The following is a 26579-nucleotide window of genomic DNA, read 5'->3' on the forward strand; positions in this document are numbered from 1 at the left end:
TTCGACAAGTGAGGATCATCATGCTGCTGAAGGACAAGAACGCCCTCGTCTACGGTGCCGGCGGCATCGGCCGCGCCGTCGCGCTGGGCTTCGCCCGCGAAGGCGCCACCGTGCACCTGGCCAGCCGGACCCCCGCGCGCCTGGAGGCCGTCGCCGCGGACGTGCGCGAGGCCGGCGGGACGGTGTCGACGGCCGTCGTCGACGCGCTGGACGAGAGCGCCGTCGACGCGCACGCAGACGCCGTGGCCAAGGAGGCGGGCAGCGTCGACGTCTCCATCAACCTCGTCTCCGTGGGCGACATCCAGGGCACGCCCCTGGCCGAGATGACGCTGAGCGACTTCGAAGCGCCCGTCCACAACGCCGTACGCACCACCTTCCTCACCTCGAAGGCCGCAGCCCGGCACATGATCCGGCAGAAGTCCGGCGTGCTGCTCACCTTCGGCGGCGTCGGCGACCCGATGCACGACTACTTCATCGGCGGCTTCCAGGTCGCGCTGAGCGCCGTCGACATGCTGCGCAAGCAGTTCGCCGCCGAACTGGGCCCGCACGGCGTGCGCGTGGTCGGGCTGAAGACCGGCGGGATCCCGGAGTCGATCCCGGAGGACTTCGCGGGCCGCGACGAACTGGTCGCCTCGCTGGTCGAGCCGACGATGCTGGGCCGGACGGCGACGTACGAGGACGTCGGCAACGCCGCCGCGTTCGCGGCCTCCGACCGGGCCGCGTCGATCACGGCGGCCGAGCTGAACATCACCTGCGGGGCGATTGTGGACTGAACCGTTCCGCGACGATCGAAAAATGTGCAGATGGGATGACCCGGGAGCGCTCCCACGCTACGCTCCCAAGCCACGCCGCGCCCCGTCACCGGGAGGGGGCGCGGCGGCTTCCGGGGGAGTCCCATGCGCATACGCCCACGTACCAGCAACCGCACCCGTAGCCGCACGTCCCGTGGTCTCGCCGCCGTGCTGGCCGCCGGCCTCCTCGCCGGCTGCGCGCTGCTCGACGACGGCCCGCCCGCCGCGGCACCGGACGGGGGAGGCGGTGACGGCGGGCCCGTCACGCTGACGGTCGGCGTCTTCGGCGTCTTCGGCTTCGAGGAGGCCGGGCTCTACGACGAGTACGAGAAGCTCTACCCCGACGTCACCATCGTGGAGAAGGCGGCGCCCAGCAACGAGGAGTACTACCCGGCGCTGCGCGACGCCCTCGACTCCGGCCGCGGGCTCGCCGACATCCAGGCCGTCGAGGTCGGCAACATCAGCGAGGTCGTCGCCACCCGTGCCGACCGGCTCATGGACCTCGGCACCGCGACCGGCGTCGACGAGGGCGCGTTCCTGCCCTGGAAGTGGGACCAGGCGACCACCGACGAGAACAAGACCGTCGGCCTCGGCACCGACATCGGCCCGATGGCGGTCTGCTACCGCAAGGACCTCTTCCGCGCCGCCGGGCTGCCGACCGACCGCGAGGAGGTCGCCGCGCTGTGGTTCTCCGACTGGGAGAAGTACCTCGGCGTCGGCGCGGACTACATGGCGAACGCCCCCGCGGGCACCGCCTTCGTCGACTCGGCCGCCGGCGTCTACAACGGCTCGATCAGCAGCTTCCCCGTGCGCTACTTCGGCCGCGAGGGCGAGGTCATCTACCAGGACAGTCCCGCCGTCGAGGTCTCCTGGGACCTGGCGATGCAGGCGGCGCAGGGGGACATGACGGCCCGGCTCAAGCAGTTCACCCCCGCCTGGGACGAGGGCTTCGCCGAGGGCGGCTTCGCGACCGTCATCTGCCCGTCCTGGATGCTGGGTTACATCCAGGAGAAGGCGGGTCCCGGGGCCGCGGACAAGTGGGACATCGCCACCGCGCCCAAGCCCGCCAACTGGGGCGGCTCGTTCCTGACGGTCCCCGAGGCCGGCGAGCACCGGGAGGCGGCGGCCCGGCTCGCGGCCTGGCTGACCGCGCCCGAGCAGCAGGCCAGGCTCTTCGAGAAGCGGGCGAGCTTCCCCAGTTCGCAGGCCGCGTACGAGCTGCCGCAGGTCGCGGACGCCACCCACCCGTACTTCAACGACGCGCCGACCGGCGAGATCTTCTCCATCGCCGCGAAGAGCATCCCGACCCTCGAACTCGGCGCGAAGGACCAGCCGATCCAGCAGCAGATCACCGACGCGGGCATCCTGCCGGTCGAGCAGGGGAAGCTGACGCCCGCGCAGGCGTGGCGGGCGGCGGAGCGGAAGATCGACGCGCTGCTGAACCGCTGACGTCGCGGGGTCCCGCCGCCGCGCCCCCTCAACCCCCGCCCGCGAGCGGCGAGTCGGCGGGGAACGCGCGGCGCAGCCTGCGTACGCCCTCGCGCAACTGCGCCGTGCCCGAGCCGGCGGCGTAGCTCAGCCGGAGGTGCGGCGCCGGCGCCTCGGCGGTGAAGTACGGGGCCCCGGGGGTGACCGCGACGCCGTGGCGCAGCGCCGCCGCGGCCACGGCCGCCTCGTCGGCGCCGTCCGGCAGCCGCAGCCACAGGTGGTAGCCGCCGAGGGGCGGCCGGTCCGGTACGAGCCCCGGCAGCTCGGCGTGGAGCGCGGCCAGGACGGCGGTCCGGCGCTCGCGCAACGCGCCCGCGAGCGCCCGCAGATGGCTCGCCCAGGCCGGGGAGCCGACGAGTTCGAGCGCGGTCTCCTGCAATGGGCGGGGCACGAAGAGGCTGTCGACGACCTGGACCGCGCGCAGCCGCTCCAGCACGGGCCCGCGCGCCGACAGCGCCCCGATCCGCAGGCTGGGCGAGGCCGCCTTCGTCAGCGAGCGGACGTGCACCACCACGCCGTCCGGGTCGTCGGCGGCGAGCGCCGGCGGCAGCGGCGCGGCGTCCGCGTGCGCGAGCCGGCGCGCGAAGTCGTCCTCGACGACGAACGCCCCCGCGGCGCGCGCGGTGCGGAGCACGGCCGCGCGCCGCCCCGGCGCCAGCACGGCGCCGGTGGGGTTGTGGAACAGCGGCTGGCAGACGAACACCCGGGCGCGGGTCGCGGCGAACGCTTCGGCCAGCAGGTCGGCCCGTACGCCGTCGGCGTCGAGCGGCACCGGCACCGGCCGCAGCCCCGCCGCGCGGGCCACGGCGAGCAGCCCCGGGTACGTGGGCGATTCGACCAGCACCGCGGAGCCGGGGGCGGCCAGCGCCCGCAGCGCGGTCGTCAGCCCGCTCTGCCCGCCGGCGGTGACCAGTACGTCGGCGGCGCCGAGCGGCCCGGCGGGGCCGCCGATGTCGCGGGCGAACCAGTCACGCAGCTCGGCCAGGCCCGCGACCGGCGGCCGGGACCAGGTGCCGGGCCGCCGGCCGGCCCGGGCCAGCGCCCCGGCCAGCGCGCGCTCCGGGCGCAGCGAGGCGTGCGGATAGCCGCCGCTCAGGTCGACGACCTCCGCGGGCGGGGCGGCGAGCGTGGCCAGCACCCCGGCGGCGTCGGCGGCGCGCGGGCCGGTGTCGACGGCGGCGTACGGCGGGTCCGCGGTGAGCGCCACCTCCTGCCACGAGACGTCGCCGAGGGCGCGGGCGGGACCGGGGGCGGGGGCCTTGAACACGCCGGCGCCCGGCCTGCAGGTCACCAGGCCCTCGGCGGTGAGGGAGGCGATGGCGCGGGAGACCGTCACGGGGCTCACCCGGTGGCGCGCCACGAGCGCCCGGCTGGACGGCAGCTTCTCGCCCTCGGAGTAGCGGCTCAGCTCGTCACGCAGGGCCGCGACCAACTGCGCGACACTGCTACTGTCGTTCATGACAGCACAAGATAGCGCTACTCTGCCGGCGGCGATATCGGTCCGCACCGGCACGCTCCTGGCCGCCCTCGCCGTGGTGTCCTTCTCCTTCAGCTTCCCCGCCACCGTCTGGGCCCTGGACGGCCTCGGCCCGTGGACGGCCACGGGCGTACGCGGCCTGCTGGCCGGCCTGCTCGCCGCGGGCTGCCTCGCCGCCGCCCGGGCGCCGGTCCCGCCGCGCCGCGACCTGCCCGCGCTGCTCACCGTCGCCGGCGGCTGCGTCCTCGGCTTCCCCCTGCTGACCACCCTGGCGCTGCAGACCTCGACCACCGGCCACTCGGCCGTCGTCATCGGCGTGCTGCCGCTGGCCACCGCCGCCTGCTCGGCCGCGCTCACCGGCCGCCGCCCGTCGCGTACGTTCTGGACCGCCGCCGGCGCCGGCGCCCTCGCGGTGCTCGCCTTCACGCTGAGCCAGAGCCGCGGCCTGCCCGGCACCGGCGACCTCTACCTCTTCGGCGCGCTGCTGCTGTGCGCGGCGGGCTACGCCCAGGGCGGCCGGCTCGCCGGGCACATGCCCGGCTGGCAGGTCATCGCCTGGGGCTGCGTCGCCGCCCTGCCCGTCACCGCCCTCGTCGCCGCGCTGGCCCTGCCGCGGGAGCCGGCAGACCTGACGGGGCAGTCGGTGGCGGGACTTGCGTACATCGCGGCGGTGGCGCAGTTCGGCGGGTTCGTGCTCTGGTATCGCGGCATGGCCGTCATCGGGGTGCCGCGGGCGAGCCAGCTCCAGCTCGCCCAGCCGCTGCTCACCCTCGTCTGGTCGGTGCTGCTCATGGGCGAACACCTCGCCCCGCTCGCCCCGGTGACCGCGGTGATCGTCCTGGCCTGCATCGCCGTCACCCAGCGGGCGCGTACCTGACGTCCGGCCGTTCCGGTACGCCCCGGGAGGCCGGCCGATCCCGTCCCGTACGGCGTACGACAGAAGGTCTCCGCACGTGCGCCGACCGCCTGTAGGGTGGCGAAGGGACATCAGAGGTGGAGGGGTGATCGTGGGAGTTTCCCTGGCCAAGGGCGGCAACGTCTCGCTCAGCAAGGAGGCACCGGGGCTGACGGCCGTGACCGTGGGGCTCGGCTGGGACGTGCGCACCACGACGGGCGCGGCGCACGACCTGGACGCCTCGGCGCTGATGTGCGGGGCTTCCGGGAAGGTGCTGTCGGACCAGCACTTCATCTTCTACAACAACCTCACCAGCCCGGACGGCTCGGTCGAGCACACCGGCGACAACCTCACCGGCGAGGGCGACGGCGACGACGAGTCGATCAACGTGGACCTCAGCCTGGTCCCGCCGCAGGTCGAGAAGATCGTCTTCCCGGTCTCCATCCACGACGCCGATCTGCGCGGGCAGAACTTCGGCCAGGTCAGCAACGCCTTCATCCGGGTCGTCAACCGCAGCGACGGCGTCGAGCTGGTCCGCTTCGACCTGAGCGAGGACGCCTCGACCGAGACCGCGATGGTCTTCGGCGAGCTGTACCGGCGGGCCGGGGAGTGGAAGTTCCGCGCCGTCGGCCAGGGTTACGCCTCGGGGCTGCACGGCATCGCCACCGACTACGGCGTCAACGTCGGCTGATCCCGCCCGCCGCGGCGACGGCCGCGGGCACGACGGCGAGCGCGAGTATGCCGCCGCCCACGGTCAGCAGCGGATAGCCGGCGCCGGCCACCACCGCGCCCGATGCCAGCCCGCCGCCGGCGCCCGCGGCCGAGATCGCGACGTCGACCAGGCCCTGGGTACGGGCCCGGGTGGCGGGCGGTATGGCGCTGGTGACCATCGCCGTACCGCTGACGAGCCCCAGGCTCCAGCCCAGCCCCAGCAGCGCGAGGGCCACCGCGAACACGGCGGTGGACCCGGCGGTGGTGGCGGCGACCACGCCCGCGGCCAGCATGGCGAGTCCCGCGGCGACGGCGACGACGAGCGGGCCGCGGCGGTCCACGAGCCAGCCGGACAGCGGCGCCGGCAGATACATGGCGCCGATGTGGACGGCGATGACCAGGCCGGAGGCGGCGGTGCCGTGGCCGTTGGCGTGCATGTGGACCGGCGTCATCGTCATGATCGCGACCATGACGAGCTGGGTGACCACCATGACCAGCGCACCCGGCAACACCCCCGGGCCGTGCCGTCCCACCGGTGGCTTCGCGCCGGGCTCCGCCCCGAGAGCCGCGCCGGGCTCCGCCGCGGGCGGCGCGGCGGCGTCCTCCGCGGCGTCGAGTTCGCGTGCGAGCAGGAGCGGGTCGGGGCGTAGCCACACCGCCAGCACCAGGGCGGCGGCACCGTACGCGGCGGCCGAGACGAGGAAGAGCCCGGACAGCCGCGGGACGCCGAGCGCGGCGCCCAGATCGCCCGCGGGCACGGCCAGGTTGGGACCGGCCACCCCGCCCAGCGTGGTGGCGACCAGCACGGTGGACACGGCGCGGCCCCGGTGCGCGGGCGCGGCCAGATCGGCGCCCGCGTAGCGGGCCTGGAGGTTCGTGGCGGTGCCCGCGCCGTAGACGACCATCGCCGCGAACAGCAGCGCCGGACTGCCGGCCACCGCCGCCGCGACGGCCCCCGCGCTGCCGACGGCGCCGGCCAGATACCCGGCGGCCAGCCCGGGGCGGCGGCCGTACGCGTCGGAGAGCCGCCCGACGACGGCCGCCGCCAGCGCGGCCCCCGCGGTGGCCAGCGCGCCGAGCAGCCCGGCCAGGCTCGTGGAGCCGAGCATGTCCTGCGCGAGCAGCGCGCCGTTGACCACGCCCGCGGCCAGCCCCGCGCCGCTGAGGACCTGGGCGGCGAAGAGGACGGTGAGGGCCCGGCGTTGCGCGCGGGCCCGCGTGCGGACGGCGGGCCCGGCGGGCGCGGTCGTGGTCACCTGGGGGTCCTTCACTCGGGGATGCGACACGTGTGCGATTCGGGCGTACGGCGCCGACGGTACGCGGCGCTCTCCCGCCGACTGCCCGCCGGGGTACGGGTACGGGCCACGGCGGCGGACCGCACCCGCGGCCCGGCGACCGGCCCGGCCGGACGGCGCGGGGCGGTCACCGGGCGGGGCGGCCGGGGCGGCCGGGGCGCGCCCGGCGGGACGGTTCCCGGGATCAGCCCCGCAGCCCCCAGTCGAGCCGGTCCCGCAGCCCGGCCGCGTCGAACGCGGCGGCCAGTTCTTCGCGGCCCTCGGTGAAGTGCGACCAACTGTCGTAGTGGACGGGGACCACCCGGCGGGCACCGAGGACCCGGGCCGCCTCGGCGGCCTGCACGCTGTCCAGCACCAGCGGTTCGCCGCCGAAGAGCACCGGCACCCGCGGCGCCCCGGCGAAGAGGATCGCGGTGTCCACGGGGCCGAACCGCCCCGCCGTCTCCGCGACCGCCGCCGTCGAGGCGTTGTCGCCGCTGACGTAGACGACGGGCAGCCCCGCGCCGGTGAGGACGAACCCGGTGACCTCCCCGATCGCGGCCTCCACGACCGCGCGCGGCTCGGGGCCGTGGACGGCGGGCACGGCGGTGACCGTGACCGTGCCGCCGCCGGGCCGGTCCAGCTCGGCCGTCTCCCAGTCGGCCAGCCCTCTGGCGCCCGCGCCCAGCCGCTTTCCGCCGCCGGGCGTGGTCAGCGTCAGCGGGACGTCGGCGAGCAGCGCCCGGCCCGACTCGTCGAGGTTGTCGGGGTGTTCGTCGTGCGAGAGCAGGACCACGTCGATACGGCCCAGCCCGGCCGGCGCCGCCGCCGGGGGTGCGGTCTTGGTGAGCGACCCGCCCGGCACGTCGTAGACGCGGGGCTCGTCGAAGGTGGGATCGGTCAGGAAGCGCAGACCGCCGTACTCGAAGAGGGCGGTGGGCCCGCCGAGGACGCGTACGGGGAACTGCTCGGCGGACGTGCCGGTTTCGGCCATGAAGAACCTCACGGATGGCAGATGGATTATCCGTGAGGACCATAGCCCTGCCTCACGGATGGCGGCAACCCGTACCATGAGACCTATGCCCGAGAGCCCGACCGGCGACTTCACCGCCACCCCCGCCCCCGGGGCCGCGGACTACCCGTCGCTCGACTTCGTCAACAGCGCCATGGCGCTGCCCGGGGGCAGTTCACCGACCTCCTCGGCACCCCCGCGGACGCCAACCGCTGGCTCACCGGGCACGGCCTCGCCCCGGCGGACGCCGGGATACGGGAGATGTGCGCGGCGCAACTGCGCTCGCTGCGCGAGCATCTGCGGGTGCTCTTCGCCGCCCGCGCCGAGGGGCTGCCCGCCCTCCCGGCGGCGCTGGCCGCCGTCAACGACGCGCTCAGCCGCGCCCCCACGGCCGCGCTGCTGTACTGGGACGAGAAGAACGGCCCCTACCGCGCGGCGCCGTGCCCCACCAACGAGATCCTCGACCGCGCCCTCGCCGTCCTCGCCGCCGACGCCGCCGACCTGCTGACCGCGCCCGACGCCGACCGCCTCACCCGCTGCGGCTCCAGCCCCTGCAACCGCTACCTGCTGCGCCACGGCCGCCGCCACTGGTGCTCCACCCGCTGCGGCGACCGGGCCCGCGCCGCCCGCGCCTACGCGCGGCGCACCCGGCCGGACGGCGGCTGAGCCCCGCCGGCCAGCGCCGCTTCCAGTTGGGCGACGCCCTTGGCGGTCTGGCTCTTGACCGTGCCCACCGAGATGCCCAGGGTGTGCGCCGTCTCGCGCTCGGAGAGGTCGAAGGCGTGCCGCAGCACGACGCAGGCGCGCTTGCGGAACGTCAGTCCGCGCAGCGCGTCGCGTACGTCCACGACCGCCGGCACGTCCGGTCCCTCGGCGTGCTCGTGGCCGCCGGTCCAGTACAGGGCGAGGCGGCGGCGTTCGCGTACGGCGCTGCGGATGCGGCTGCGGACGAGGTTGGCGACGACCCCGCGGGCGTACGCGGCCGGGTGGTCGGCGGCGCGCACCCGGTCCCAGCGGTGCCAGAGCGCGGCCAGCGCGTCGGCCGCCACGTCGTCGGCGCCCTCCGCCTCGCCGCTCAACGAGTTCGCCAGCCGGGTGAGTTCGGCGTAGTGGTGCTCGAAGAACTCGCGGAACTCCGCGGTCGCCGCGGCGTCGTGACCGGCGCTGGATATGCCCACGGTGGCCTCTCCTCGCTCTCGCGTGTCCAGGCCCCTGTTCACGTCGTCAGCCATCGTTCAAGATGGTGAACGCAATCTAAGGCAGGGCGACCCGGGCGGCAACCCCCGCGACCGACACGGGTCTTCGCCGCCGGCAGGGTCCGGCCCCGCGGGCGCGGCCGGACTCAGGGCTCGTCCGTGCGCGACTCCAGTTCCCGCCGGGTCTCCGGGCCGTAGACGCCGCGCTCGTCCTCCTCCAGGCCGTTGACCGACTGGAAGGTGCGCACGCTGGTGCGTACGCCGTCGTCGTACGCGCCGTCCGCGGGCTGGAGCAGGCCCAGCCCGACCTGGCGCAGCCGGTGCTGGAGTTCGGTCACCTCGGGTCCCGAGTCGCCGGGCCCGAGCACCGGCGGGAGGACGGGGACGGCGGGGGCGTCGTCGGTGGGGGAGGAGGACGGCGGGGGGTGGGAGGCGCCGTGCGCGGGCGGGGCGGTGGGGGCGATCGAGCCGATCTGCCCGTTCGTACGGCCCGGCGCGAGGTCGCCGGCGTGGTCGTCGCCCGCGGCCCGGCGGCCGCCGGGGGGCACGTCTCCGTCCCCGCGGTCGCGCCCGGCGCGGTCGTCGGGCTGTGCGCCCGTACCGTCCGCCGGTGCGCCCTCGTCGTCGCCGCCCAGCGGGCCCCCGTCCGCCTCGCCGCCGCCGGTCGGACCGGTGCTGATGCGGGCCGGTCCCGGGCCCGCCTCGTCCGACTCCGAACCGCCGGTCAGCAGCCCGGCGGTGACGACGAGCCCGGCGATCACCGCCGCCGCCCCGCCGGCCGCGAGCAGCAGCCCGGTGGGGCGGCGGCGGTGCCCGCCCCCGGCCACCGCGTCATCCGGCTCCGGCGCCGCCGCCTCGATGCGCGCGACCGTGCTCCCCGGCACCACCTGCGGCAGGAACGCCGCGCGCGGCACCGGCAACAGCTCGGTTCCGGGCCCCGGTTCGCTCCCCCCGTCCGCGTCCTGCCCGCCCCCGGCCTCGGTCGCGCGCATGACGTACGGTCTGATCAGCCGGGGTTCGGCGCGCTGCCCGGTCGCAGGCGTGCTGCCGGTCGTCGGCGTATCCGATTGCGGTGCCGCGTCCGCCGCACACGCGCAACTCGGCCTGCCGTCCTCCTTGAGCGGTGCGAAGCACCGCGGACACCCGTCGGATGGCACTGGCGTTCCCCTCCAGTTCGATGCCGACGATTATGCAAGCAGGCCGCGGTTCGCGCGGCCGATTCGCCCCCCGTCCCTGGCCTGTTTGCCGTACATGTGCTCGGGCAAAACGCCCCACCACCCGCGCAATCCGGCGCATACTGGCGTCGCCCCCCTCTTGGCCGATTTTCGGCTGTACCAGGGAGGCCCACATGGACAACGACCGCACTTTCGGCGTCACGGCCTGGATCATCGCGCTGACCATCACGGTCGTCGCGCCGCTGGCGCTCGTCTTCTACCTCGTGCTGTAGCCGGCCGACGGCCCGCTCTCCGGGCGTGGTTAGGAAAGTTTCCTTCCAGTCTTGACGGCGTGTGGAAAGGACCTTAGCTTTCCGGCCACGCCCATCCGCACTCCGGACGGGACGACCCCCCAAAACTGGAGACCCCCCATGCGAAGGACCAAGCCCCTCCTGCTCGGTTCCGCCAGCGTCGCGACCGCCGCGCTGCTGTTCGCCCTCACTCCGCAGCTCAGCGCGGGAGCCGACGAGGACTCCACCGCGACCGGCCGCGGCGCCCGCGGCACGACCTCGGCCCAGGCCGCCGCCCGCGCCGCGGCCCCGGCGGGCTCGCCCGTCGCCGAGAACGGCCGGCTGGCGGTCTGCGACACCAGGCTCTGCAACGAGGAGGGCCAGGCCGTCCAGTTGAACGGCATGAGCTCGCACGGCACCCAGTGGTACGAGCAGTGCCTCACCGACGGCTCCCTCGACGCGCTGGCGCAGGACTGGGACGCGGACGTGCTGCGCGTCTCCACGTACGTACAGGAAGACGGCTACGAGACCGACCCCGAGCGCTTCACCGCCCTCGCCCAGCGCGTCGTCGACCAGGCGATGGACCGCGGCATGTACGCGGTCATCGACTGGCACATGCTCAGCCCCGGCGACCCCAACGCCAACACCGCCCTCGCCAAGCGCTTCTTCACCGACATGGCGAGCAGGTACAAGGACCAGCCCAACGTCTTCTACGAGATAGCCAACGAGCCCAACGGCGTCGGCTGGGGCGCGGTCAAGAGGTACGCCGAGGAGATCATCCCCGTAGTCCGGCAGCACGACCCGGACGGCGTCGTCCTCGTCGGCACCCGCGCCTGGTCCTCCTTCGGCGTCTCGGACGGGGCGGACGAGCGCGAGGTGATCGACAATCCGGTCGACGCCGAGAACATCATGTACACCTTCCACTTCTACGCCGCCTCACACGGGGACGAGTACCTGCAGACGCTCTCCCGCGCCGCCGACGCGCTGCCGGTGTTCGTCACCGAGTTCGGCACCCAGGACTACGCGGGCGAGGGCGCGAACGACTTCGCGATGTCCCAGCGGTACCTGGACCTCATGAAGCAGAAGGGCATCTCCTGGACCAACTGGAACTTCTCCGACGACTGGCGCTCGGGCGCGGTCTTCAAGGAGGGCACCTGCGACGGCAACCAGTGGACGGGCACCGGCGTGCTGAAGGAGGCCGGGGTCTGGATCCGGGCGCGTATCAAGGAGTGACGGTGGGGGGCACGACACCGCGGGACCGGCCCGGTGCGGGCCGGTCCCGCGGCTCTTTCCCGCCGCCTTCCTCGGTTGTCCCTCGTTTCAGCCGACGTTGATGTTGGAGCTGCCGCTGCTCTGGTAGCCCTCCGTTGCCATGATCATGTAGTAGCTGAAGTTGCCGAGTCCCATCCCGGCCCGGGACCAGGCGTCGAAGTGCGTGCCGGTGCTGATCGTGCCGCCGACCCGCCTGGACCTGTTGACGCTCCAGAACTGCGGGAAGGTCTTCGTGCCCTCGACGGACGGGGCGTTGTAGCGCATCGTCCGGTAGATGTCGTACGTGACGCCGTCGCTGCTGACCGAGCCGCGGTTCTCGCCGGTGGGCCGGTAGGTGCCGTAGCTGTCGACGATGTAGTACTCGACGAGCGGGTTCGAGGTCCAGCCGTAGAGGCAGAGGTAGCCGTTGCCGGACGGGCTGAAGCTGCCGGAGTAGTTCACGTTGCGGCGGCTGCCGTTGCTCCAGCCCTTGCCGCAGACGAAGTTGCCGGTGTTGCGCCACGAGGTGCTGTAGTTGCCGCCGTTGCCCAGCGTCATCGAGACCGTGCCCTGCGCGTCCGTCCAGAACGAGTAGTAGTACCCGTTGTGGTTGCCGGTCTGGTTGGTCGTGATGGTCTGCGCGTGGGCGACTCCGGCGGGCAGGAGCGTGGCGGCGGACGCGCCGAGGGCGACTGCTCCGGCGCGGCCGACGAACTGCCGGCGGCTCACGCCGTGGGGGGTGCCGTTCGTGTTCATTCATCCTCCTCGTGACGGCAGGCGGGAGGGCCTGCCGCCGGGCCAGTGTGGCGCCGAACGGGTCGTGCGTCAGTGTTGAACCGCCGGGGAAGGGTGTCAACAGTTTCGACGGTGATTCCGAAACATTGCAGTGGGGTGTCGCCGAGGCGGGTAAATATCGCCGCAGCTCAGGCGGTTATGCGCGAGAGAGGCGCAACGCAAGCCCGTCGGGGGAGTGTTGAGAAGATCCAGAGAGCGGATCCTGCGGCCGAAAGTTTCGAATGATCAGGTGACCTGGTCGTGACGGCCGAGAAAACGGAACGCTCCGTCGCGGGCCTCGTAGAGGAACGCCGTCCTGTCCGGTTCCAGCATGTGCACCAGGTCCGCGGTGAAGCGCAGCGGCTTGGCCACGCCCGCGTGGCTCACCTCCACGATCCGCTCCGCGACCTGGCCCGGCACGATCTCCGCGCCGCCGCCCAGCGCGTCGAGCGCGGCGGCGATCAGGCCCACGGCGTCGTACGCCTCGGCGGCCCAGCGGGGCGGCGGGGCGTCGTAGCGCTCGCGGTACGCGGCCGTGAAGGCGCGGGCCGCCTTCGACGTCGCCTGCTCCGCCGCCGTGTACGGCGCGCCGAAGACCCAGCCCTCGGCCGCCGCCCCCGCCTCCCGCAGGAAAGCCTGCCGCATCACCGGCTCGAACGACGTCCGCGGCCCGTCGAAGCCGGCCGCGGCGAGCGCGCGGGCGCACGACGCCGCGCGCCCGGGTGAGGCGCCGGCGTAGACGACGGCCTCCGGCCGCCGCGCGAGCGCCGCGGCGACGGCCGCGCCGAACCCGTCCGCCGCCGCCACCGGATGGAAACTCGCCTCGCCCTCCCCGGGCGGCGACTCGCGCAGGGTGTCGACCACGCCCTGCACCTCGCCGCCCGCGGCGGCGTCCTGCACGACCGCGGTACGGACCACACCGCGCACCCGCGTCAGATAGTCGAGGACCGGGTGCGTGTGATACGCGCCCGACAGCCGGGTGCCGACGAGCGACGGGGCGTCGGTCCTGTCCACCCCGGCCGCTTCGGTGTCGACCGACACGTTCACGGCGGCCAGCGACTCCTCGCCGTAGAGCGGGACCGCAACGCGCAGGGTGCGGGCGGTGGTCGGGCCGAGTACCGCCTGGAAGGACCGCTCGCCGAGCACCCGCCGGGCCACGTCCTCCGCCCGGCCGGGGTCGCCGCGGTCGTCGTACGGGGCGAGGGCGAGCCGGTAGCGGACGTCGTCGCGGGCGTTGTGCAGCGCCACGGCGAGCCGGGCGCCGCGCTCGTGGGCGACGCCGACAGCGCTCTGATCACCCGTCAGGGCGGCGTGCAGGGCGATGGCGTGGGTGGGCAGGCGCGGTGAAGCGCCGCCGTCCCCGCCGCCGTTGCCGTCGCGGAAGAGCGCGGCCGCCCCGCCGCCCGCGGCGGCGAGCACGGCGGCGGCGCCGCCGACGACGAGGAACCCCCGCCGGGAGGGCCCGCGCCGGCCCGCGGCGACGGTGTCCACCGCGCCGGGCGGCGCGGCGCCGGCGAGCGCGCTCTGCCGCGGCGGCGGGTCGAGCGCCCGGGCGGACCGCTCGGCGACGAGCCGCAACACGGGCGACGGCAGCCAGTCGTGGGGGCCGGCGGGCAGGCCGTCCGCGGAGCCGTCCTCGCGCTCCGGCGGGTCGTCCGCGTCCCCGCCGGACTCCCGGCCCCCGGTGCCCCGGCCGTCCACCGCGCGGCGCTCACCCGCGAGTTCGTCCGCCTCCGTCCACCGGCCCGCCGCGCCGTGCCCCGCGGCCTCCGTCGCTTCGTACGGCAGCGTCTCCGACGCCGGCCCGCCATCTCCGGCGTCTCCTGCCACCTGGTCCCGCAGGACCCGGGTGGCCGCGTCCGGCGGCGGGGGCGCCGGGACCCGCGGGTCGACGGGTCCCTCCGCGGGCGCCGCGGACGCGGCGCCCGGCTCCGCCGCCAGCGCCGTCCGCAGCTCCGCCGCCGTCGGCCTGTCGTCCGGGGCCTTCGCCAGGCACGCCGTGATCGCCGCCCGCAGTCCCCGCGGCAGCACGTCGAGTCCCGCCAGATCCGGCGCCTCGTGCACCGTGCGGTACAGGACCGCCGCCGCGTTGCCCGTGCCGTACGGGCGGCGGGCCGTGGCCCCGTACGCCAGCACGCAGCCCAGCGCGAACACGTCGCTCGGCGGTCCCGCCCGGCCGCCCGCCCTGATCTGCTCCGGCGCCAGGTACCCGGGCGTCCCGATCACCGCGTCCGGCGCCGTCAGCGCGGTCGAGCCGGAGTCGTGCGCGATGCCGAAGTCGATGAGCCGCGGGCCGTCGAGCGCGAGCAGCACGTTGCCCGGCTTGACGTCCCGGTGCACGAGCCCCGCCGCGTGCACCTCAGCCAGCGCCTCCGCCAGCCGCGCCCCGAGCGCCGCGACGGCGTACGGCGGCAGCGGCCCGTACCCGTCGACCGCCTCCACCAGCGCGGGCCCCGGCACGAACGCCGTGGCCAGCCACGGCGCCCGGGCCTCGGCGTCGGCCGCGGTCACCGGCACCACCCAGCGGCCCGTCAGCCCCGTCGCGAGACGCACCTCGCGCCGGAACCGGGCGCGGAACGCCGGGTTCGCCGCGTGCTCGGGCCGGATGACCTTCAGCGCCACCAGCGTGCCGTCGCCCGCGCGTGCCAGGTAGACCACGCCCATGCCGCCCGCGCCGAGCCGGGCGAGCAGCCTGTGCCCGCCCAGCTCGTCCGGGTCGTCCGCCCGCAGCGCCCGCATCCTCCGCCACCCCGTCAGGAGCCGGGGAGCGCCACCGGGCCGACGTAGCCGAACCGGCCGTCCTCGACGCGGTAGTGGTGGATCTTCCCCTGCTCGATCTCCCTGCTCTCGTCGAAGCTGTACGTGGCCGTCAGTCCCTTGAACCGGGCGGCGGTCAGCGACGCGGCCAGCGCCTCGCGCGTGGGCCTGCGCCTGCTCTTGCGCGCGAGCGCGGCCAGCCGGTCGGCGATCAGCCGCGTCACGTCGTACGCCTCCGCCGCCCACGGCCCCGGCGCGCCGTCGAACCGCTTGCGGTACGCGGCGGCGAAGTCCCGTACCGCATCGGCGTCCGCGCCGACGTACGGCGTCAGCGCCTGCCAGCCCTCCGCCGCGTCGGCGGCCGCGGCCGTGAACGCGCCGCCGGCCGCGGGCTCGTCGAGGAAGCGCGGCCCGTCGAAGCCGCGCTTCGCCAGCTCGCGCGCGACCGCCGCGGCGCGCTCGGGCGTGCCGGTGTAGAAGAAGCCGTCGACGCCGTGGTCGACGATGTCCGCGACCACCGGGCCCAGCGCACCGGCGTCCGCGGCGGCGGGTACGACGCGCAGATACAGTCCCAGCTCCGCGCCCGTCGCCGCGTTGTGCGCGATGGTGCTGTGCTCGAAGGCGCGGATCCCGCCCGCCCGGTCGGACAGCAGGCCGATGTTCGCCGCGCCCTGGCCCAGGAGCACGTACACGGTGGTGAAGGCGGGCCGCAGGCTGAGAGCGGTGGCGTGGAAGTACGCCTTCGGCTCCCCGTTGACCAGCGCCGCCTGCGCGGCGCTGTACGACCCCTCCGAGACCGTCAGCAGCGGCATCCCCGCGCCGTCGTAGGCGTCCAGGGACGCCTGGGCGGAGGCGTAGCCGGTCGGGCCGAGGACGGCGAGCACGTCGCGGTCGCCGACGAGCCGCCGGGCGACGGCGAGCGCGCGGGCCGGGTCCCCGCCGTCGTCGGCGACGGTCAGCTCCAGCGTGAACGGCGCGTTCTCACGGGCGTTGAACTGCTCCACCGCCAGCCGCGCGGCCCGCTCCTGGGCCGCCCCGGCTTCTTTCTGCGGTCCCGTCAGGTCCGCGTGCAGCCCGAGGGTGCGGCGCGGGCCGCGTGCCTTGGCGGGCGCCTCGCCGTCGTCGCGCAGCACCGCCCACAGCGCCGCTCCGCCGCCCGCGGCGAGGAGCGCGCCGCCGCCGGCCAGCGCGAGGACCCGGCGGCGGCCGGGACGGGCGGGGGCCGCCGGGGCCGCGGTGGTGTCCACGTCCCCCGCGTCTCCGGCACGTGTCCCGGAGACCTCGGTGGGCTCCACGCCGGGCAGTCGCAGCATCTCCGCAGAACGCTCGGCGACCATCCGCACCACCGCGTCCGGCAGCCAGTCGATGTCGCCCTCGGGCGCATCCGCGACCAGTTCGGCGTCCAGCCCGGCCGCGGTCGGCCGCCCTTCCGCCTCCTTCGCCAGGCACCGCACGAGCAGCGCCCGCAGCCCCTCGTCCGCGACGCCGCCCAGATCCGGCTCGTCGTGCACCGTGCGGTAGAGCAGCGCGTCCGCGGCGCCCGTACCGAACGGCGGCCGGCCGGTGGCCGCGTACGCCAGCACGCACCCCAGCGAGAAGACGTCGCTCGCCGGGCCGACCCGCTGCGCCCGCGCCTGCTCGGGGGAGAGGAACCCCGGCGTGCCGACGACCATGCTGTCCGACGTCAGCTCCGTCTCCTCGGCCGCCGTGGGCCGGGCGATGCCGAAGTCGATGAGCCGCGGACCGTCGAGCGCGAGCAGCACGTTGCCCGGCTTGAGGTCGCGGTGGACGAGACCGGCGTCGTGCACCGCGGCGACCGCGCGCGCGAGCACCTTGCCCAGCACCCGCACGCCGTGGCCGGGCAGCGGACCGCACGCCTCGACCGCCTCGGCCAGCGAGGGGCCCGGCACGAACGCCGTGGCCAGCCACGGCGCGTCGGCCTCGGTGTCCGCGTCGAGCACCGGCACCACCCACGGGCTGGCGACCCGGCGGGCGGACGCCGCCTCGCGGCGGAACCGGGCCCGGAACTCGGGCCGTTCCGCGTACTCGGGCTGGATGACCTTGACCGCGGCCGGGGCGCCGGCCCGGGTGCGGGCGAGGTAGACCACGCCCATGCCGCCGGCGCCGAGCCGGCCCAGCAGCCGGTTCCCGCCGAGGTGCGCGGGATCGGAGGGGAGCAACCGCTCCATCAGTCGCCCTCCTTCGTTCCCGGTGAGCCGTCTCCGGCGTCTCCCGCGTCTCCCGGGTCCTCGCGGGCGATCGCGTCCTGGGCCCGCTGCATCATCATCACCAGCGGCTTGACGCTCATGGTCGCCACGTCCCCGGCGACGGTCTTCTCCCCGGCGCAGACGGACACGCCGACGACCACCGGGCCGAACGTCGACTGGTCCCACGTGTACGGGTACGGCCTGCCCCGGCTGTCGCTCACGCACTCGCCGCGCTCCGACAGCGCGTCGTCGCTCGTCTCGTTGGCGCCCTCGCCGTACGCGAGGGCCAGCGACGTCAGGCCCGTCAGCCGCTCGCCGGCCCGCAGCGTCTGCTCCGGGCAGCCGACCGCCTCCTCCAGCATCCGCGCCTGCTCCCACGCCGCGTCGAGGGTCGTACGGTGCACGGTGACGGTGGCGGAGACCTCCATGGCCCCCTTGCCGCCCGCGGCGGGGATCTCGAAGTAGCGGGTGCGCGTGGCCAGTACGTCCTCCGGAAGCCCCTCCGTGCGCCACGCGCAGTCCTCGGCGAGCACGGTCCAGCGCGCCGGATCGCTCTCGTACGGCGTCGCCTTCACCGTGCCGGGGCCGAAGTGCTCCGGCTCGGCGAGGACGTCCTGGACCAACCGCCGCGCCTGCGCCGCGGTGCGCGGGACCTTCTCCGGGTCGGCCTCGGGCCTCGGCGCCCGCGTGGGCGCCGTATCGCCGCCGGCCGTCGCGCTCCTGCTCGCGGTCGCCTTCTTCCCGGGCTCACTCCCGCTGTCGCAGGCCGCCGCGCCCGCAAGCAGCATCGCGACTAACGCCGCCGGAACTCCCCGGCGGCGCACGCGTCTTCCGTACGCCATGACTCCCACCCCTGCCCTCCGCGACCCTCCGGCCCGGCGTGCCGAACGCCGCGCGGCGGCCACCCATACGGATGCCGCTCCGGTGTCCGGCGGTTCCGCCGCCGGACACCGGAGCGGCATCGCGTCTTGGCGGTGAACTCTACAAGGGCGCCGGGCCCCCGTCTGCGCCGGAAAATGGCCGTTGCCCGGGCCGGGCGGCGTGCCGTAGGTTGTGCGTATGGGAACTCTGTGATCACCGCCGGGCGCACGACCGCGTAGAGCCACGCTCCGCGTGCCGTCGCGCCCGTCCGTGCGCGAGTCCCGCTCCCCCCGCCCTTCCGCGCGGCGCCGCGGCGCGCTCTCGTGTACGGACCCGTCCTCGATCCGTCGCGAACGGCCACGGCCGGGAACAGGGGCATCCACCTCATGACCACCGCACAACTCTCCCTCCACACCGTCACCAAGCGCTACGGCGAGCGCGTCGTCCTCGGCGACGTGACGCTCACCGTCCGCCCAGGCGAGAAGGCCGGCGTCATCGGCGACAACGGCTCCGGCAAGTCCACGCTGCTGCGCCTCCTCGCCGGCAGGACCCGTCCCGACACGGGCGAGACGACCCTCGTCACCCCCGGCGGCCTCGGCTATCTGCCGCAGAGCCTCGACCTGCCGCAGGAGGCCACCGTCCAGGACGCGGTCGACACGGCGCTCGCCGAGCTCCGCGCACTCGAAAAGGAACTGCGGCGGGCCGAGTCGGGGCTCGCCGGAGCGGCGCCGGGCGCGCCGCTGGACGCGGCGCTGGCCGCGTACGGGCGGCTCGTCGAGGAGTACGAGACCCGCGACGGGTACCGCGCGGACACCCGCGTCGACGCCGCCCTCGCCGGCCTCGGCCTCCCCGCCCTCGCCCGCGACCGCCGCCTGGGGACCCTCTCCGGCGGCGAGCGCTCCCGCCTCGCGCTGGCCGCGACCCTGGCGGCCCGCCCGGAGGTCCTGCTGCTCGACGAGCCGACCAACGACCTGGACGGCCGCGCGGTCGGCTGGCTGGAGGACCACCTGCGCGCGCACCGCGGCACGGTCGTCGCGGTCACCCACGACCGGCTGTTCCTGGAGCGGCTGACGACGACGGTCCTGGAGGTCGACGGCGGCCGGGTCACCCGCTACGGCGACGGCTACGACGGCTATCTCACCGCGAAGGCCGCGGAACGCGCCCGCATGCTGCGCGCGTACGAGGAGTGGCGCGCGGAACTCGCCCGCAACCGCCGCCTCGCCGAGTCCGCCGCGACCCGTCTCGCGGCGATCCCGCGGTCGCAGCCGCTCGCGGTCTTCGGCCACGGCGCGTTCCGCACCCGCAGCAGAACGCACGGTGCCGCGGTCCGCGTCCGCAACGCGAAGGAGCGGGTGGCCCGCCTCACCTCGAACCCGGTCCCGCCCCCGCCGCAGCCGCTGGTGTTCCGCGCCCGGCTGGAGTCCGGCGGCCCCGGCGCGGCGCCGCCCGGCGGGGGAGCCGCGGCGGTCGCGGACGCGGGTGGCACCCCGGCCGGCCCGGGACCGGCGGCGGAGGTGCCCGCCGCCGAACTGGCGGACGTCGTCGTCGGGGACCGGCTGCGGCTGCCGTCGCTGCGCCTGGGGGCCGCCGAGCGGCTGCTGGTCACGGGACCCAACGGGGCCGGGAAGACCACCTTGCTGCGGGTGCTGGCCGGTGAGCTGCGGCCGGACTCCGGGACGGTGCGGGTGCCCGGCAGCGTGGGGCACCTGCGGCAGGGGGAGACCGCGTGGCCGCCCGGCGCCACGGTGCTGCGGGCGTTCGCCGCCGACCGCCCCGGCACGCCGGACGAGCACGCCGGGCGACTCCTGTCGTACGGCCTCTTCCGCCCGGCGGACCTGCGGCTGCGGGTGGGGGAGCTGTCGTACGGGCAGCGCCGCCGCATCGACCTCGCCCGGCTCATCGCCGAGCCGGTCGACCTGCTGCTCCTGGACGAGCCGACGAACCATCTGTCGCCGGCGCTCGTCGAGGAACTGGAGCAGGCGCTCGCCGGCTACGCGGGCGCGCTGGTCGTGGTCACCCACGACCGCCGCATGCGCGCCCGCTTCACCGGCACCCGCCTGCACCTGGACGCGGGCACCCCTCGCCCACCCGAGTGACGCCCGCCCACACCCGTCCCCGCGGGTCCTTCACCCGGCCGGCCCCCGGGCGGGCGCCGTTCCGCGGCCCGCCGCCGCCGCCGCGCCCGCCGCTGGGGGTACCTTCCGGCGGGCCGTCCCCGAGGGCGGGGATCCGCCGCGCATGCTGGGGAGATGTCCGTCGCCGCGTTCGTTTCGTCCCGGTGGTTCGTGGCGGCGCTCTTCGTCGTCATCACGTTCGCCGACCTGGTGACCGCCCGGGGGCAGTCGCTCGGCGCCCTCTTCTCCATCCTCCCCGTGCTGGTCGCGGTGAACGGCGGGCGGCGGGCCGTCGTCGCCGCCGGGGCGCTCGGGGTGGTGCTGTCCGCCCTGCTGAGCTGGTACAACCACGACGCCGGGCAGGCCCGGTTCTTCGCCCGGTTCATCGCCGTCGTCGGCGCCACCGGGCTCGGGCTCGTCCTCCAGGCGGTGCGTGTCGACCGCGAGACGCGGCTCGCGCGGGCGCAGCGGATCGCGGACGTGGCGCAGCGGGCGCTGCTGCCGGTGCCGCCCCACCGCGTGGGGCCCTTCGAGGTCGCCGCGACCTACGCGTCCGCGGCGCACGACGCGCAGGTCGGCGGCGACCTCTACGACGTCGTGGGCACCGGCTCCGGGCTGCGTGCCGTGATCGGCGACGTACGCGGCAAGGGGCTGCCCGCCGTCCGCATCGCCGGCGGCGCCCTCGGCGTCTTCCGCGCCGTCGGGCACGACGAGCGGGATCTGCCGCTGATCGGCCGCCGGATGGAGTACAGCGTGCTGCGCGAGGCGGGTCCGGAGGACTTCGTCACCGTGCTGCTGGTGGAGGTCACCACGGGCGGCCGCTGCACGCTCCTGTCGTACGGGCACCCCCCGCCCCTCGTCCGCAACGTCGCGGGCGAGGTGCGCGAGGTGCCCGTCGCCGCGCACCCCCCGATCGGCCTCGGCCTGCTGCGGGACCCCGCCCCCGAGCACCGCGCGGACAGCGGCTACGGGGCCGCCGGGGCAGCCGGCGGCCCCGGCGGCGCCGGCGTCGTCTCCGCCGCCGACCCCGCGATCGACCCCCTCGCCACCCCCGACAGCGCCTCCGCGCGGACCACCGAAGTGATCCTCGTCCCCGGCGACGAACTGCTCCTCGTCACCGACGGCGTCCTGGAGGCCCGCAACGCCGCCGGTGAGTTCTACCCGCTGGCCCCGCGCTACGCCGGCTGCCTGGGCCCCGACGACCCGCCCGCCGAGGTGCTCGCCGCGCTCAACGCCGACATGCGCGTCTACTGCGGGGGCGAACTCGACGACGACTCCGCGCTCGTCCTGCTGCGCTACACGCCGCCGCTGCCCGGCGAACGGTCGTCCTCCGCCGGGGCCGTCTCACCCCGCTGAGCGGGCAGCCGCGGCACCTCGGCCGCACCGGCCTCCGCGTGCCCCTCCTCGTCCCCCGGGGAGCCGGCCCGCGCGTCCGCCGCCTCGGCGGGGGACGCCGCGTGCTCCGCCGCCGGCGCCTCGCGCTCCGCGTGCCGTGCCTCGCGCCACGCCGTCACCCACAGCGCGACCGGCTCCGTGTACCGCGCCGCGAGCGGTCCGACGATCACCAGTACCAGCACGTACGCCGTCGCCAGCGGTCCCAGCTCCGGCTCGACCCCGGCGGTGACCGCGATCCCGGCGATGACGATGGAGAACTCGCCGCGCGCGACGAGCGTGCCGCCCGCCCGCCAGCGGCCCTTCTCCGAGATGCCGGCGCGTTTCGCCGCCCAGTGCCCCGTCGCGATCTTCGTCAGCGCCGTCACGACCGCCAGCGCCAGCGCCGGCAGGATCACCGGCGGGATCGACTGCGGGTCGGTGTGCAGGCCGAAGAAGACGAAGAACACCGCGGCGAAGAGGTCCCGCAGCGGACTGAGCAGGTTGTGCGCGCCCTCCGCGACCTCGCCCGACAGGGCGATGCCGACCAGGAACGCGCCCACCGCCGCCGACACCTGGAGCTGCTGCGCGAGCCCGGCGACGAGCAGCGTGAGCCCCAGGACGACGAGCAGCAGCTTCTCGGGGTCGTCGCTGGAGACGAAGCGGGAGATCAGCCGCCCGTAGCGGACGGCGATGAAGAGCACCGCGCCCGCCACCCCGAGGGCGATGGCCAGCGTGGCGCTGCCCTGCGCGATGCCGACGCCGGCGACCAGCGCGGTGACGATCGGCAGGTACACCGCCATCGCCAGGTCCTCCAGGACCAGCACGCTGAGGATGACCGGCGTCTCGCGGTTGCCGAGCCGGCCGAGGTCGCCGAGGACCTTGGCGATGACGCCGGAGGAGGAGATCCAGGTGACGCCGGCCAGCACCACGGCGGCGACGCCGCCCCAGCCGAGCAGCAGCGCCATGATCGCGCCCGGCAGGGCGTTGAACGTGAAGTCGACGACGCCGGCGGGGTACTGGGTCTTGAGGTTCGAGACCAGGTCGCTGGCCGTGTACTCCAGGCCCAGCATGAGCAGCAGCAGGATGACGCCGATCTCGGCGCCGATCGCCACGAAGTCCTCGCTGGCGCCCAGCGGCAGCAGCCCGCCCTCGCCGAAGGCGAGCCCGGCCAGCAGGTACAGCGGGATGGGGGAGAACTGGAAGCGGCCCGCGAACCGCCCGAGCAGACCGAGTCCGAGGATGATCGCGCCGAACTCGATGAGGAAAACCGCGTAGGAGTGCAAGCGCTCACTCCCGCCCGAGCAGCGCGGCGGCCGCCTCGATGCCTTCGCGGGTGCCGATCACGATGAGCGTGTCGCCGCCGGCGAACCGGAAGTCGGGGGCGGGGGAGGGGATGGCCTCCGCGCGCCGCAGCACGGCCACGATCGACGCGCCCGTCTCGGTGCGGATCCGCGTCTCGCCGAGCACCCGGCCGTTCCAGTACGACGTCGCCGAGAGCTCGACGCGCTCGGCGACCAGCCCCAGGTCGGTGGTGTGCAGCAGGTTCGGGCTGTGGTGCGAGGGCATGAGCGCGTCGATGAGCGCCGCCGTCTCGGCGCCGTTCAGATGCAGCGACTGCATGCAGGCGTCCGGGTCGTCGGAGCGGTAGACGTTGATCGACCGGGTGCCGTCCCGGTGCGCGATCACCGACAGGTGCTTCTTCTGCGCACGAGTGGTGAGGTCGTACTTCACGCCGATGCCCGGCAGTGGCGTGGTGCTCATCCTTGGAGCAGGCACGGCCCGTCCCCTTTCCGACTTCCGCTGAATGTCGCGCGTCCGCGGCCCCTGGGATGCGGGCAGCCGATCCCCCCGCGCGGCGCAGCGGATATCGTGCCATCCCGCCGTACGGCGGGAACATGGGTGTCAGCACGGATGGACAGCCCGGCCCGTGACGGGCCACCATCAGTGCCGGGACGGTCGTCTTCTCCGCCGGTCGCAGCCCCGGTCAGGCCCGGTCCCGCCCGCTGCGTCCACCGTCCCCAGGGAATCCGTGAATGAACCGAGCGGTCAAGGCCCGCGTCCTGCTCGCCGACGACCACGCCCTCGTACGCCGCGGGATCCGGCTCATCCTCGACGCGGAACCCGACCTGACCGTCGCCGCGGAGGCGGGTGACGGCGCCGAGGCCGTGGCGCTCGCCCGGGACCCGGCGGTGGCCGTGGACCTGGCGATCCTGGACGTCGCGATGCCCCGGCTGACCGGACTCCAGGCGGCGCGCGAGCTGTGCCGCGTACGGCCGGGGCTGCGGATACTCATCCTGACGATGCACGACAACGAGCAGTACTTCTTCGAGTCGCTGAAGGCCGGTGCCGCCGGCTACGTGCCGAAGTCCGTCGCGGACCGGGACCTCGTCGAGGCGTGCCGGGCCGCGCTGCGCGACGAGCCGTTCATCTACCCGGGCGCCGAGACGGCCCTCATCCGCCGTTACCTCGACCGCGCCCGGCAGGGCGATCCGCTGCCGGCCCGGCCGATCACGGAGCGGGAGGAGGAGATCCTCAAGCTCGTCGCCGAGGGGCACACCTCGAAGGAGATCGGCGACCTGCTGGTCATCAGCGCCAAGACGGTGGAGCGGCACCGGGCCAACCTGCTGCAGAAGCTGGGCCTGCGCGACCGCCTGGAGCTGACCCGGTACGCGATCCGCGCGGGCCTGATCGAACCCTGACGCCGCACCGGGGCGCGGCCGGGGCGGTGGACCGCCCCGGCCGGGAGACCGGCGGGGTACGGCCCGTGGCCGCACCCCGCCGCCCCCCGTTCTCCGGCGGCCCGCTCAGCCAGCCGTCCCGGTGGCCGCTCAGGCCGCCGGCTCCGCGGCCGCCGGCGCCGTCCGCGCCGGGGTCAGCGCCCCCGCGACCGCCGCCGACACCGCCGCCGCGACGGCCGCCACCGTGAACGCCTCCGTGAACCCCTCCAGCGTGCTGCCGACGAGGCTCGCCGCCGCCACGCTGGAGACCACCGCGGCGCCCAGCGAGGCGCCGAACTCGTGGAACGTGCTCACGATGCCGGAGGCGATCCCCGCCTCATGCGGCGCCACCTGCCCCAGCGCCGTCGCCGACGCGACCACGAACATCGCGCCCGTGCCCAGCGCCGCGACCGTCACCCCGATCGCGACCGTCACCGGCCGCATCGAGACCGCGGGCACCGCGAGTCCGGCCGCCGCCGCGGTGAGCGCGGCGATGGCGGGCGCCCGCGCGCCCGTCCGGCCGATCAGCCGCCCCGTGAGGTCCGCCCCCACCATCGCCGCGAACGCGACGGGCAGGAAGAGCAGCCCGGTGTGCAGCGCCCCGTAGCCGCGGGCGTGCTGGTAGTAGAACGTGCCCAGGAAGAACACGGCCACCATCAGCGCCGTCGCCATCAGGATGAGGAACGCGCCCGTGGCCACCGGCCGCCGGGCCAGCAGCCGCACGTCCATCAGCGGGCTGCGGGCGCGCCGCTGCCAGACGGTGAAGAGCAGGTAGCCGACGGCCGCGAGCAGGACGAGCCCGCCGGTGCGGGCGGTGAGCCAGCCGCGTTCGCCGGCGTCGATGAGCCCGTAGATCAGCGTCGCCGTCGAGGCGGTCACCAGCGCCGCGCCGAGCAGGTCCACCCGCGACCGCTCCGCGGGCGCGGGCCGGTTCGGCAGCAGCACGGCGAGCACGGCGACGATGACGAGCCCGATGGGCACGTTGACGTAGAAGACCCACGGCCAGCCGGGGCCCGCGGTGAGCAGCCCGCCGAGGAGGACGCCGAGCGCCGCCCCGCCGCCGCCGAGCGCGGACCAGATGCCGAGGGCCTTGTTGCGCTCCTCGCCCTCGAAGAGCGTGACCACGAGCGAGAGCGCCGCGGGCGACAGCAGCGCCGCACCGGCGCCCTGCGCGATGCGCCCGCCGACGAGCATGCCGCCGGACTCGGCGAGCCCGGTGGTGAGGGACGCCGCGGTGAAGACCAGCAGCCCGGCGAGGACCACGCGCTTGGGGCCGATCAGGTCGGCGATCCGCCCGCCGAGCAGCATCAGCCCGCCGAAGGTCAGCGTGTACGCGCTGACCGTCCAGGTCAGCGCCGCGCGGCCGAGACCGAGGTCGGACCCGATGTGCGGCAGCGCGATGGCCACCACCGTGACGTCGAGGATGAGCATGAGCTGGGCGACCCCGAGGAAGCCGAGGATGCGCCAGCGGGCGGGATGCCGCCCTTCCTTGGTCGTGTGCCCGACCTCGTGCGAAGTCATCAGTGCCCTCCTGGTATCTCGTACGTTGGCGTACGAGTTCTAACCGAGGACTGTAACGCAAACATTCCCGTACGAGTTAAGCTGGCCCGCATGACCGCCTCCCCCCGCCCCCGGGCCGCCGCGCGCCCGCGCCGCCGGGCCGACGCCGAGCGGAGCATCGCCCGTATCGTCGCCGCCGCCCGGGAGGAGCTGCGCTCCGATCCCGCCGCGACCACCGATGACATCGCCAAGGCCGCGGGCGTGGGGCGGATGACGCTCTACGGGCACTTCAAAACCCGCGCCGACCTGGTCGACGCGGCGCTGAGGGACGCGGTGGAGGACGGCGACAGGACGCTGGCGGCGGTGGATCTGGCGGGCGACGCGTACGAGGCGATGCGCCGGCTGCTGGTGTCGAGCTGGGCGCTGGTCGCCGAGTCCGCGGCGCTGCTCACCGCCGCCCAGGGCGTGCTGCCCGCGGGCCGGGTGCGGGAACTGCACGAGGGGCCGGCGGCGCGCGTCGGCGAACTCGTCCGCCGCGGCCGGGACCAGGGCGTCTTCCGCACCGACATGCCGACGGCCTGGCTCGTCGGCGTCGTGCAGCACATCCTGCACGGCGCCGCGGAGGAGGTCCGCGCCGGCCGGCTGGAGATGGCGCCGGACGAGATCTCCGACGTGGTCACGAAGTCGGTGCTGGCGGTGCTGGCGACGCCGCCCGGCTGCTAGGCCCTGTCTGACA

General features: G+C 75.4%; 21 protein-coding genes and 1 pseudogene. 10 read left to right on the plus strand and 12 right to left on the minus strand.

What is annotated here, in order from left to right; all coding sequences use genetic code 11:
- Positions 1–20 precede the first annotated feature (20 nt).
- A complete protein-coding gene (locus tag DMB38_RS32700) occupies positions 21–773 on the plus strand; it encodes an SDR family oxidoreductase (RefSeq protein WP_125938204.1) in 753 nt (250 codons plus the stop codon).
- A gap of 123 nt (positions 774–896) precedes the next feature.
- Complete coding sequence (locus DMB38_RS32705) at positions 897–2240, plus strand: extracellular solute-binding protein (protein WP_125938205.1); 1344 nt, start codon at positions 897–899, stop codon at positions 2238–2240.
- Between the two features lie 28 nt (positions 2241–2268).
- Here the strand turns inward: DMB38_RS32705 and DMB38_RS32710 are convergent, their stop codons facing one another.
- On the minus strand, positions 2269–3738 hold the full coding sequence (locus DMB38_RS32710) for a PLP-dependent aminotransferase family protein (protein WP_125938206.1): 1470 nt from the start codon (positions 3736–3738) through the stop codon (positions 2269–2271).
- Positions 3739–3811: 73 nt separating this feature from the next.
- Between DMB38_RS32710 and DMB38_RS32715 the strand changes: the two genes are divergently transcribed.
- Together DMB38_RS32715 and DMB38_RS32720 are read left to right on the plus strand one after the other, a co-directional pair.
- A complete protein-coding gene (locus DMB38_RS32715; protein WP_240662800.1) occupies positions 3812–4633 on the plus strand; it encodes a DMT family transporter in 822 nt (273 codons plus the stop codon).
- Positions 4634–4763: 130 nt separating this feature from the next.
- The gene (locus DMB38_RS32720) at positions 4764–5342 is read left to right on the plus strand and encodes a TerD family protein (protein ID WP_047020586.1); all 579 of its coding nucleotides are present in this window, start codon (positions 4764–4766) and stop codon (positions 5340–5342) included.
- Here DMB38_RS32720 and DMB38_RS32725 read toward each other — a convergent pair.
- Both DMB38_RS32725 and DMB38_RS32730 read right to left on the minus strand, forming a co-directional pair.
- On the minus strand, positions 5329–6618 hold the full coding sequence (locus tag DMB38_RS32725) for an MFS transporter (protein WP_125938207.1): 1290 nt from the start codon (positions 6616–6618) through the stop codon (positions 5329–5331). The genes DMB38_RS32720 and DMB38_RS32725 overlap by 14 nt on opposite strands.
- A 223-nt stretch (positions 6619–6841) precedes the next feature.
- Positions 6842–7630 (minus strand): MBL fold metallo-hydrolase, encoded by a 789-nt coding sequence (locus DMB38_RS32730; protein ID WP_125938208.1) that lies wholly within the window; start codon positions 7628–7630, stop codon positions 6842–6844.
- An 85-nt stretch (positions 7631–7715) separates the two neighbouring features.
- Between DMB38_RS32730 and DMB38_RS32735 the strand changes: the two are divergent.
- Positions 7716–8314: pseudogene (locus DMB38_RS32735) on the plus strand (ABATE domain-containing protein).
- On the opposite strand, the gene DMB38_RS32740 reads toward DMB38_RS32735, so the two are convergent.
- Positions 8281–8826 (minus strand): SigE family RNA polymerase sigma factor, encoded by a 546-nt coding sequence (locus DMB38_RS32740; protein WP_125939428.1) that lies wholly within the window; start codon positions 8824–8826, stop codon positions 8281–8283. The pseudogene DMB38_RS32735 and the gene DMB38_RS32740 sit on opposite strands and share 34 nt — an antisense overlap.
- Positions 8827–8990: 164 nt before the next feature.
- Positions 8991–9836: a peptidoglycan-binding domain-containing protein gene (locus DMB38_RS32745; RefSeq protein WP_125938209.1), complete on the minus strand. Its 846-nt coding sequence runs from the start codon at positions 9834–9836 to the stop codon at positions 8991–8993.
- Positions 9837–10429: 593 nt separating this feature from the next.
- Between DMB38_RS32745 and DMB38_RS32750 the strand changes: the two genes are divergently transcribed.
- Positions 10430–11521: a glycoside hydrolase family 5 protein gene (locus DMB38_RS32750; protein ID WP_125938210.1), complete on the plus strand. Its 1092-nt coding sequence runs from the start codon at positions 10430–10432 to the stop codon at positions 11519–11521.
- Positions 11522–11608: 87 nt separating this feature from the next.
- Here DMB38_RS32750 and DMB38_RS32755 read toward each other — a convergent pair whose 3' ends face one another.
- From DMB38_RS32755 to DMB38_RS32770, 4 genes are all read right to left on the minus strand, one after another.
- On the minus strand, positions 11609–12295 hold the full coding sequence (locus tag DMB38_RS32755; RefSeq protein WP_125938211.1) for a glycoside hydrolase family 11 protein: 687 nt from the start codon (positions 12293–12295) through the stop codon (positions 11609–11611).
- A 264-nt stretch (positions 12296–12559) separates the two neighbouring features.
- Positions 12560–15052: a bifunctional serine/threonine-protein kinase/ABC transporter substrate-binding protein gene (locus DMB38_RS32760; RefSeq protein ID WP_125938212.1), complete on the minus strand. Its 2493-nt coding sequence runs from the start codon at positions 15050–15052 to the stop codon at positions 12560–12562.
- A gap of 14 nt (positions 15053–15066) precedes the next feature.
- On the minus strand, positions 15067–17259 hold the full coding sequence (locus DMB38_RS32765; RefSeq protein ID WP_125938213.1) for a bifunctional serine/threonine-protein kinase/ABC transporter substrate-binding protein: 2193 nt from the start codon (positions 17257–17259) through the stop codon (positions 15067–15069).
- On the minus strand, positions 17259–18119 hold the full coding sequence (locus DMB38_RS32770) for a hypothetical protein (RefSeq protein ID WP_240662591.1): 861 nt from the start codon (positions 18117–18119) through the stop codon (positions 17259–17261). Before DMB38_RS32770 ends, DMB38_RS32765 begins: the two co-directional genes overlap by 1 nt.
- Before the next feature lie 405 nt (positions 18120–18524).
- Between DMB38_RS32770 and DMB38_RS32775 the strand changes: the two genes are divergently transcribed.
- On the plus strand, positions 18525–20234 hold the full coding sequence (locus DMB38_RS32775) for a TlrC/CarA/OleB/SrmB family ABC-F type ribosomal protection protein (protein ID WP_125938214.1): 1710 nt from the start codon (positions 18525–18527) through the stop codon (positions 20232–20234).
- Positions 20235–20387: 153 nt separating this feature from the next.
- Positions 20388–21608 (plus strand): PP2C family protein-serine/threonine phosphatase, encoded by a 1221-nt coding sequence (locus tag DMB38_RS32780; protein WP_125938215.1) that lies wholly within the window; start codon positions 20388–20390, stop codon positions 21606–21608.
- Here DMB38_RS32780 and DMB38_RS32785 read toward each other — a convergent pair.
- Both DMB38_RS32785 and DMB38_RS32790 read right to left on the minus strand, forming a co-directional pair.
- Positions 21548–22909: a cation:proton antiporter gene (locus tag DMB38_RS32785; protein ID WP_125938216.1), complete on the minus strand. Its 1362-nt coding sequence runs from the start codon at positions 22907–22909 to the stop codon at positions 21548–21550. The two genes, DMB38_RS32780 and DMB38_RS32785, sit on opposite strands and share 61 nt — an antisense overlap.
- A 4-nt stretch (positions 22910–22913) precedes the next feature.
- Positions 22914–23387 carry a TrkA C-terminal domain-containing protein gene (locus DMB38_RS32790; protein WP_125938217.1) on the minus strand — a complete coding sequence of 158 codons (474 nt, stop codon included), beginning with the start codon at positions 23385–23387 and terminating at the stop codon, positions 22914–22916.
- A 272-nt stretch (positions 23388–23659) separates the two neighbouring features.
- Here DMB38_RS32790 and DMB38_RS32795 point away from each other — a divergent pair, with 272 nt between their 5' ends.
- Positions 23660–24325: a response regulator transcription factor gene (locus tag DMB38_RS32795; RefSeq protein ID WP_125938218.1), complete on the plus strand. Its 666-nt coding sequence runs from the start codon at positions 23660–23662 to the stop codon at positions 24323–24325.
- Between the two features lie 129 nt (positions 24326–24454).
- Here the strand turns inward: DMB38_RS32795 and DMB38_RS32800 are convergent, their stop codons facing one another.
- A complete protein-coding gene (locus DMB38_RS32800; protein WP_125938219.1) occupies positions 24455–25864 on the minus strand; it encodes an MFS transporter in 1410 nt (469 codons plus the stop codon).
- 90 nt (positions 25865–25954) lie between these two features.
- Here DMB38_RS32800 and DMB38_RS32805 point away from each other — a divergent pair, with 90 nt between their 5' ends.
- Complete coding sequence (locus DMB38_RS32805; RefSeq protein ID WP_125938220.1) at positions 25955–26566, plus strand: TetR/AcrR family transcriptional regulator; 612 nt, start codon at positions 25955–25957, stop codon at positions 26564–26566.
- Positions 26567–26579: the final 13 nt, after the last annotated feature.

Source organism: Streptomyces sp. WAC 06738, from assembly GCF_003945505.1.
GTDB lineage: Bacteria > Actinomycetota > Actinomycetes > Streptomycetales > Streptomycetaceae > Streptomyces.